The organism is Pseudomonas sp. P5_A2_2, from assembly GCF_054177685.1.
In genome coordinates, this window is sequence record NZ_JBGCUL010000144.1 from 1 (window position 1) to 8,051 (window position 8,051).

Sequence of the window (8,051 nt, forward strand, 5' to 3'; positions counted from 1 at the left end):
GTACTGGAGCAGGCCGCGAAGAAATGGCAGCTGGATTTGAGCATCGAAGTGCTCGACTGGGCGCACTGCGATTACTACCTGGAACACGGGCAAATGATGCCCGCTGACTGGTTCGAACAACTCAAGGGTTTCGACGCGATTTACTTTGGCGCCGTGGGCTGGCCGGACAAAGTGCCGGATCACATTTCCCTGTGGGGTTCGCTGCTGAAGTTCCGCCGTGACTTCGACCAATACGTGAACATCCGTCCGGTGCGGTTGTTTCCCGGTGTGCCGTGTCCGCTGGCCGGACGCGAAGCCGGGGATATCGATTTCGTGGTGATCCGCGAAAACACCGAGGGCGAGTATTCCTCGGTCGGCGGCAAGATGTTCGAAGGCACCGAGCATGAGTTCGTGCTGCAGGAGTCAGTGTTCACCCGGCGCGGTGTGGACCGGATTCTCAAGTTCGCCTTCGATCTGGCCCAGACCCGGCCGCGCAAACGTCTGACCGCGGCCACCAAGTCCAACGGCATTTCCATCAGCATGCCGTACTGGGATGAACGCACGGCGTTAATGGCACAGCAGTACCCGGACGTCACTTGGGACAAGCAACACATCGACATTCTCTGTGCGCGCTTCGTGCTGCAGCCAGATCGTTTCGATGTGGTGGTGGCGTCGAATTTGTTCGGCGACATTCTGTCCGACCTGGGACCGGCCTGCGCCGGTACCATCGGCATCGCCCCCTCGGCCAACCTCGATCCGGAGCGGCGCTTTCCCTCGCTGTTCGAACCGGTCCATGGCTCGGCGCCGGATATCTATGGGCAGAACATCGCCAACCCGATTGCGATGATCTGGTCCGGTGCCTTGATGCTGGATTTCCTGGGCAATGGCGATCAGCGTTACCGTGCGGCCCATGACGGTATTCTCAAGGCCATCGAGCAGGTCATCTCCGAGGGACCGATCACCCCAGATCTGGGCGGGCAGGGCTCGACCCAGGATGTCGGTATGGCAATCGCCGCGGCGCTTTAAATCCGGATAACAACAGGTCGGCTGGAAAGCTCCACTCACTCTTGTGTCTCACCCTTTTAGCCCGTCCACACTGCGGGCTTTTTTTGATTCGACCTTGGTTCCCGAAGCGATGTGTTCCGGGATTGCTTGTAAAACCGCAGGCAGCGTTCAGAAAATATAAATGCGAATACGTATCAAAAGCTGATGATGCGATATACCATACGCCGCGAATTATTGGCACGTATGCCGTCCCATTTGGCTATTTTCTCAAGGTTTCTTCGATGCGTCGTACTCTGGTTTCTATCTGTGTGCTTCAGGCGTTTTCCGCTTCCTCCTGGGCGGAGCAAGTCACAACCGATAAAACCAGTCTGGAGTTGCAAGCGACAGACATCGTTGGCACGGCTGACTTTGAAACGGCGTTGGGGCCGGTTGATGGATATCGTGCGACGCGTTCGGCCAGTGCAACGCGTACCGACACCTCGATCCACGAAATACCACAATCCATCACTGTGGTGCCCAGGGATGTCGTGGAGGACATCAGTGCCACCCGGTTGCAGGACGCGCTCGATTACGCCGGCGGGGTGGGGCGGGCCAATAACTTCGGTGGCCAGGGCTTGACCACGTTTACCGTGCGTGGCTTTACCACTGGCGAGTTCTACCGCAACGGCTTCCCGATCAACCGTGGTTATCCGAACATGCCGGATGCGAACACCATCGAGCGACTGGAAGTACTGCGAGGGMCGGCGACCATGCTCTATGGCCGAGGCGATCCAGGCGGCACATTCAACGTCATCTCCAAACAACCCTTGGCCATGCCAACGGTGACGCTGGGTAGCCAACTCGATGACCATGGAATGAAGCGTGGCACGCTGGACGCCTCCGGCCCGTTGGATGAAGAAGGCCGACTGGCCTATCGCCTGAACGTGGTGGGTGAGGGCGGTGATACCTTCCGCGATCATGTCGAAACCGAACGTTACGGCGTGACGCCGGTGCTTTCCTGGCAGGCCACCGACGACACCAAGGTGATTTTCGAAGGCGACTTCATGCGCAATAACCACCCGCTCGATCGCGGCGTGACCCGCTTTCCGAATCAGATTGGCACCGCGTCCCGCGATACCTTCTTCGGTGAAAAAGACGTTGGCAAATTGCACAACGACAACAACATGGCGCAATTGCGGTTCGAGCATCTGCTGAGCGATAACTGGACGTTGGGCGGCGGATTCCAATGGCTCGACGGCACCCTCGAGGGGAACGCGGTCGAAGCCAACGGTGTGGCCGCGGACGGGCGAACCCTGGGCCGTAACTTCAACTACCGCAAGCTGGAGTGGACGGACAAGGACACCCAACTCAACCTCACCGGACATTTCACCGCAGGCGGTTTCGATCACACCTTGCTGACCGGCGTCGAATATGAGGATTACGACTACCAGGCGATCATCCAGCGCTCCAGTGGGGCTGTGAGTGCGTACCCGATTGATATCTTCAACCCGGTATATGGTCAACCTCGTCCAGCTTTGACCCGAACCCCGACTAACGACAAAGAAAACCTCAAGACCTACGCTGCTTTCGTTCAGGATCAGGTGGCCTTGACCGAACGTTTGAGAGTCTTGGCCGGGGCCCGTTTCGAGCGCTTCGAGCATGACTACGAAACCTTTGTGCCAGGCGGCAGAAGCTGGGATGCCAGCGACAATGCAGTGACGCCGCGCATAGGGGTGACCTATGACCTGACCGACACCGTGGCGATCTATGCCAATACGGCGCGCTCGTTCAAACCCAATACCGGTGCCAGTCGCCAGGGCGGTGGTTTCGAACCGGAAAAGGGCAAATCGTATGAACTGGGTCTCAAGTGGGAAGCGCTGGACAGTCAATTGAGTGTCGACGCGGCGATCTACCACATTGAAAAGCGCAACGTGCTCACCACCGATCCTGTGGACTCGACCTTCAGTGTCGCGGCAGGCGAGGTGCGCAGCCGTGGTCTCGACCTGAACGTCGCCGGCAATCTGACCCCGCAATGGCGAGTGATTGGCGGCTACGCCTATGTCGATGCCGAAGTGACCAAGGACAACGTCATCAAATCCGGCACCCGACTGATGAACATTCCACAGAACAGTTTCAGCCTGCTCAATGTCTACGAGTTCCAGGATGGCGCACTCAAGGGATTGGGTCTTGGGACAGGCCTCAGGTACGTCGATGAGCGCGCAGGACAGACCGCCAATACAGCGTTTTCAATGGGCAGCTACACGGTTGTCGATTTGCTGAGCTACTACAAGGTCAACGACAAAATCAGGCTCAATCTGGATGTAAAAAACCTGACTGACGAAGACTATGAGGAAGGGGCATTCGGCAACGTTTACGCCTATCCAGGGGTGCCGAGAACCGTGCAGGTTGGTATTTCTTACACCCTCTAGGCGATCCAGTGAATCCTGCAGCGGTTCGCTAAAGCCGATATAAATCAGGGGTTAGTATTTTTTTACCGAGCCTTCGAGTGTGCGCGCCTGAGCGTCAATGGGCGGGTCCCTGGACTCCTCGGTGACTGGCGTATCGTCGGCCATGGATTTGCGGAACCCCCTGATCGTGTCACCGAGATCCGACCCCAAGCCTTTCAGGCGCCTGGTTCCGAACAGCATGACCACGATCAACAGGATGATCAGGAGTTTTCCGGTACTGAAGCCACCTAATCCCATTGTCTGTACTCCGCAACTGATTGATCGATTTTGTGGTGGGGCCGGCGGAGGAAAACTCATCTGCCGGCGCTAACGCGGTTCGAGTTACTTGACGACGTAGAACTTGCGTACATAGGCGCTGCTGTTCCAGGCGCATGGTGCGCCTCGGGGCACGAACACTGTATCGCCAGTGTTGACCGTCAGATGTGTCCCGTCCGCCACCTGGAGGGTGACGCTGCCTTCGAGCAAGTGCATCAGTTCATGCAGCATGTGCGGCCTCGCCTTGCGGGTATAGGGTGTCGAGTCCCAGACGCCGATACGCAGGTTGGTCGCTTCTTCGACAAATAAATTGTGCGAGCGACATTGCGGTGCCGGGCTTAGCAGGATTTCTGCATCCGGTGCTGCCGAGGGAGAGAGCAGGGTTAGCTGGGGGAGAGGCGTTAACCCGGGATTGCACGCCTCAACGAGCTGGGTATCGGCGCAGAATGCCCAGAGAGAGTCGGGTTGCGCTTCGACTTGAAGAGATGTGCCCCGGGCAATCACTGCGCTATCACCGGGATTGAGTTGGAGCGTGCCATCCTGGCTCTGCAGGGTGACTTGTCCTGCGTGTACCACGATCATTTCGCTGTAGGGATATTCATCGACGCTGAATTGTCCGCTCGCCTGGACCACGCCGGCAGCTATGTCATCCGTCCCGACATATGCAATGTGCCTGTCGAACGGATCGTTGGCTCCTAGCGAGCCGGGGGTAAATTTTGTTGAAACGGGACTGCCGTCGGCGTGTGCCAGCAGCACTGCAGTGGGCTCTTGCATGAAGGAGTTTCTCCAGAAATATGCGTCGTGTGGCGTTGGATGGATCTGTGGGGTTTGTCAGGCGATGGCCTGAGTCACCAGCGCAAACTGGCGCACTGCGCCGATAGCCTGCGGTGGGGTGCCACGGGCCATTTGCGCAACGGTGTCGACCTGCTTCAGCCCGGCCTCTTCCAGCCAATGGGCCAGTCCGCTATCGGACGATATATCCATGCGCACGAATGCGTCCGGCACTTGGGCCAACAACACCGCGATCAAGTGTTTGGCCTGCTCTGGACTTTCCGCGATGACCGGGCCGATGCAGCGACCACGGCCGAATGGGCGCAGCATGGCGAAGGCACGTAGCTGACCCTCGCGCTCGATACCGACCGAGTGTTCGACACTATCGAACAGCTCATTGAGCACGGCCTGTCTGTTCAGGCCGCTGCCGGCGTTGGCCAGTTCGATTTGATCGCTTCGATCGGCTTCGGTCAGCGGGCGGCAGCGCTCACCGGCTGGCAGATCATTGGGTACTGGAGACAGCGCTTGCCCCTGATGTTGTTGAATATGTCCAAAGTCAATGAATCCCTGACTGGCATAAAGTGGGGCGCCGGCCAGCGTCGCATTGAGCATGGCGGTACGTGAACCGCAAGCCTCAAGTGCCAGTTCCATCAGCTTGCGACCGATACCCTGGCCCTGGTACTCATCACTGACGATCACCAGGCCGATAGTGGCGTAATCTCCCTGCACGCAGGTGAACGCGGTACCTATCAGACGACCTTCATGTTCTACGACAAAACCCTGCGCGATGCGTTGCAACATGGCCCATTCCTCCAGGCGGTGGGGCCATTTCAACTGTACGGACAAGGCGTGGGCCAGCGGCACATCGGCCGGGGTGATGGGGCGATAGGTATATGCAGGGCGTTGCGAGTTGGACATGACAGATCTCCGTAGACGGGGAGCGTGACCGGTCGGATTTCTCCGCTGAAAGTATTGGTATCTCACCTGCTGCGAGGCCTGACAAGAGGCCCCCATTGATTCGGTAGATTCTTTAAGCGACAGCTCTGTACGCCACATTTACTGCTCAAATGAGAAGCAGGATCGGCAGCAAATACTGGATCGGCTTTCAGGATGCAGAGCAAAGCAAAAGGCACTGCTGATGGGGGAAGTTGCTTAAAGAAAGGCGCCCGGATGGGCGCCTCAAGGCTAAGGGAGCGCGGAGCAGACCTTCAACAAAACCGGCCGGTCCACAGATAAAACCGGCCAGGACCAAACGTTACAGAATGCTCAGCGGATACTCGATGATCAGGCGCACCTCGTCGATATCGCTCTCGAACGAGGTCGCGCGTTGCTCAGTAACTTCGCTCGCGGTCAACCTGGCCAAGCATTGATTCACCACGTTGATGCCGGCGGATATTCTCCAGCAACACGCTAAACGCACTTTCCGGTTGGGTCATCGCAGCGATATGCGGTGTCAGCAATATCTGCGGATGGTGCCAGAAGGGATGGTCCGGCGCCGCCGGCTCCTGTTCCAGTACGTCGAGCACCGCCGCGCTGAGCTGGCCGCTGGCCAAAGCCTCCAGCAGATCCTCTTCTATCAGGTGCCCACCCCGGCCCATGTTGACCAAGGCAGCACCCTTGGGCAGGTGCTGGAACAACTGTCGGTTGAGAATCCCTTTAGTCTCCTCGGTCAATGGCAAGACACAAACCACGATGTCGCAACGGCCGAGGAAGGCCGGAAGTTGCTCAGCGCCCGCAAAGCAGTCCACCCCGGCAATGCGATGCTCACTGCGTGCCCAGCCTGACAAGTCGAATCCAAAGGTCTGCAAGGTGGCTAGAATCTGTTGAGCCTGCGTGCCGAGCCCCATCACACCTACCCGACGTTTGGCTGCCGGTTGCAGCAGGTGAGCCTGCCAGCACCGAGCCATTTGTTGCTGGCGATAACGGAGCATATCCCGGTGCAGGCTGAGCACCGCAAAACTGGCGTACTCGCACATGCCCCGGGTGATGCTCGGGTCGAGTAAACGTACCACCGGCAGGGTCGTTGGCAGACGGTCAAGGTCAAGTTGGTCGACCCCGGCCGACAAGGCGAACAGTACCTGCAGGTTTGGCAACAATGTTTCGAGATCGTCCGGCGCCTGCCAGGCTGCCAGGTAGCGAATATCCTTCGGATCGCCGATGTCCGGCCAGGCACGCCATTCGATATCCGGAGCGTGCTCAGCGAATAGGCGTTTCCATTGTTCGCCGCGCACCGGGTCAGCTTTATAGAGCAGGGCCATGGGTAACTTCTCGCTTCAGATTGGGAGTATCCAGCATGCCCGAGTGGCAGAGCAGGATATGTCGAAAGAATCGGCGTAAACGCATAACGTTGCGTTGTATGGGGTGCACGTCGGCAGATTCCATGGGAGCTGGCTACAGCTGAAGGATTCTGCTGTTTACCGGGGTGAAAACAGTCGATCCGAATTTCTCAGAGGCCAAGTTCGGCTTAGACAATTGCGTCGAAAGCTTAACCTTTGGAACACATCGCAGCCGTTTCCCGGTTGCCAGGTTCACTATGGGAGATGCCATGAACAGTAAAGTCGAAGAAACCCCGAGTTTGCTCCGTCAGCGCGATCAATTCGTGCCACGGGGTTTGGTCACGGCACACCCGCTGGTCATCGACCGGGCCCAGGGTTCTGAMGTGTGGGACGTGGACGGGACGCGCTACCTGGACTTCGTCGGCGGCATTGGCGTTTTGAACATCGGTCACAATCACCCGAAGGTGGTCGCGGCAGTGCAGGCCCAATTGCAAAAGATCAGCCATGCTTGCTTCCAGGTGGTGGCCTACAAACCCTACATTGACCTGGTACAGCGCTTGTGCGAGTTGGTGGGTGGCCAAGAAGCCTACAAGGCAGCGCTGTTTACTTCCGGTGCAGAGGCGGTAGAGAACGCGGTGAAGATCGCCCGCGCGCATACCAATCGTTCAGCCGTTATCTCCTTTCGTGGCGGTTTCCATGGGCGTACTTTACTGGGTACGACGCTGACTGGCATGAGCCAACCCTACAAGCAGAACTTCGGGCCCTTCGCTCCAGAAGTCTTCCATACCCCATACCCTAACGCCTATCGCGGTTTCAGCAGCGAGATGGCTTTGCAAGCGCTTAACGAATTGCTGGCGACTCAAGTCGCTCCGGATCGAGTAGCTGCGATCATCATCGAGCCGGTGCAGGGCGACGGAGGCTTCCTTTGCGCGCCGCCGGAATTTCTCCAGGCACTGCGGGCTCTGACCGAACAACATGGCATCGTGCTCATTCTCGATGAAATTCAGACCGGTTTCGGCCGTACCGGCAAATGGTTCGGTTTCCAGCACGCCGGAATTCAACCGGATCTGGTCACAGTCGCCAAGAGCCTGGCCGGTGGTTTGCCAATATCGGGCGTGGTAGGTCGTGCGCACATCATGGACGCGCCATTACCCGGTGGTCTCGGCGGTACCTACGGCGGTAACGCCCTGGCTTGTGCGGCCGCGTTGGCGGTGATCGAAACTTACGAGCAGGATCAGTTGCTCGAGCGTGGTGAGGTATTGGGTGAGCGGCTGCGTCAGGGCCTGCTGCGCTTGCAGGCGCGTCACCCTCGTATTGG

At 58.2% G+C, this 8,051-nt stretch carries 7 protein-coding genes; 3 read left to right on the plus strand and 4 right to left on the minus strand.

All coding sequences use genetic code 11. The annotated features are described in order from the left end of the window. Positions 1–1,005, plus strand: a 1,005-nt coding sequence (locus ACXRVY_RS11755; RefSeq protein WP_458237442.1) for a tartrate dehydrogenase, incomplete at its 5' end; no start/stop codon positions are given. A 260-nt stretch (positions 1,006–1,265) separates the two neighbouring features. Then, the gene (locus tag ACXRVY_RS11760; RefSeq protein WP_458237443.1) at positions 1,266–3,392 is read left to right on the plus strand and encodes a TonB-dependent siderophore receptor; all 2,127 of its coding nucleotides are present in this window, start codon (positions 1,266–1,268) and stop codon (positions 3,390–3,392) included. Positions 3,393–3,443: 51 nt separating this feature from the next. Here ACXRVY_RS11760 and tatA read toward each other — a convergent pair whose 3' ends face one another. The 4 genes from tatA to ACXRVY_RS11780 form a co-directional block, all read right to left on the minus strand. After that, positions 3,444–3,668, minus strand: a complete 225-nt coding sequence (gene tatA, locus ACXRVY_RS11765) for a twin-arginine translocase TatA/TatE family subunit (protein WP_457266030.1) — start codon at positions 3,666–3,668, stop codon at positions 3,444–3,446. Positions 3,669–3,752: 84 nt separating this feature from the next. Next, positions 3,753–4,460, minus strand: a complete 708-nt coding sequence (locus ACXRVY_RS11770) for a cupin domain-containing protein (RefSeq protein ID WP_457266031.1) — start codon at positions 4,458–4,460, stop codon at positions 3,753–3,755. 57 nt (positions 4,461–4,517) lie between these two features. Further along, on the minus strand, positions 4,518–5,375 hold the full coding sequence (locus tag ACXRVY_RS11775; RefSeq protein ID WP_457266032.1) for a GNAT family N-acetyltransferase: 858 nt from the start codon (positions 5,373–5,375) through the stop codon (positions 4,518–4,520). Between the two features lie 413 nt (positions 5,376–5,788). Further along, entirely contained in the window at positions 5,789–6,715 is a 927-nt protein-coding gene (locus ACXRVY_RS11780) for a 2-hydroxyacid dehydrogenase (protein WP_223458824.1), read from the minus strand. A 287-nt stretch (positions 6,716–7,002) separates the two neighbouring features. On the opposite strand from ACXRVY_RS11780, the gene ACXRVY_RS11785 reads away from it, so the two are divergent. Continuing rightward, a partial coding sequence (locus ACXRVY_RS11785; protein WP_458237444.1) for an aspartate aminotransferase family protein occupies positions 7,003–8,051 on the plus strand: 1,049 nt, incomplete at its 3' end.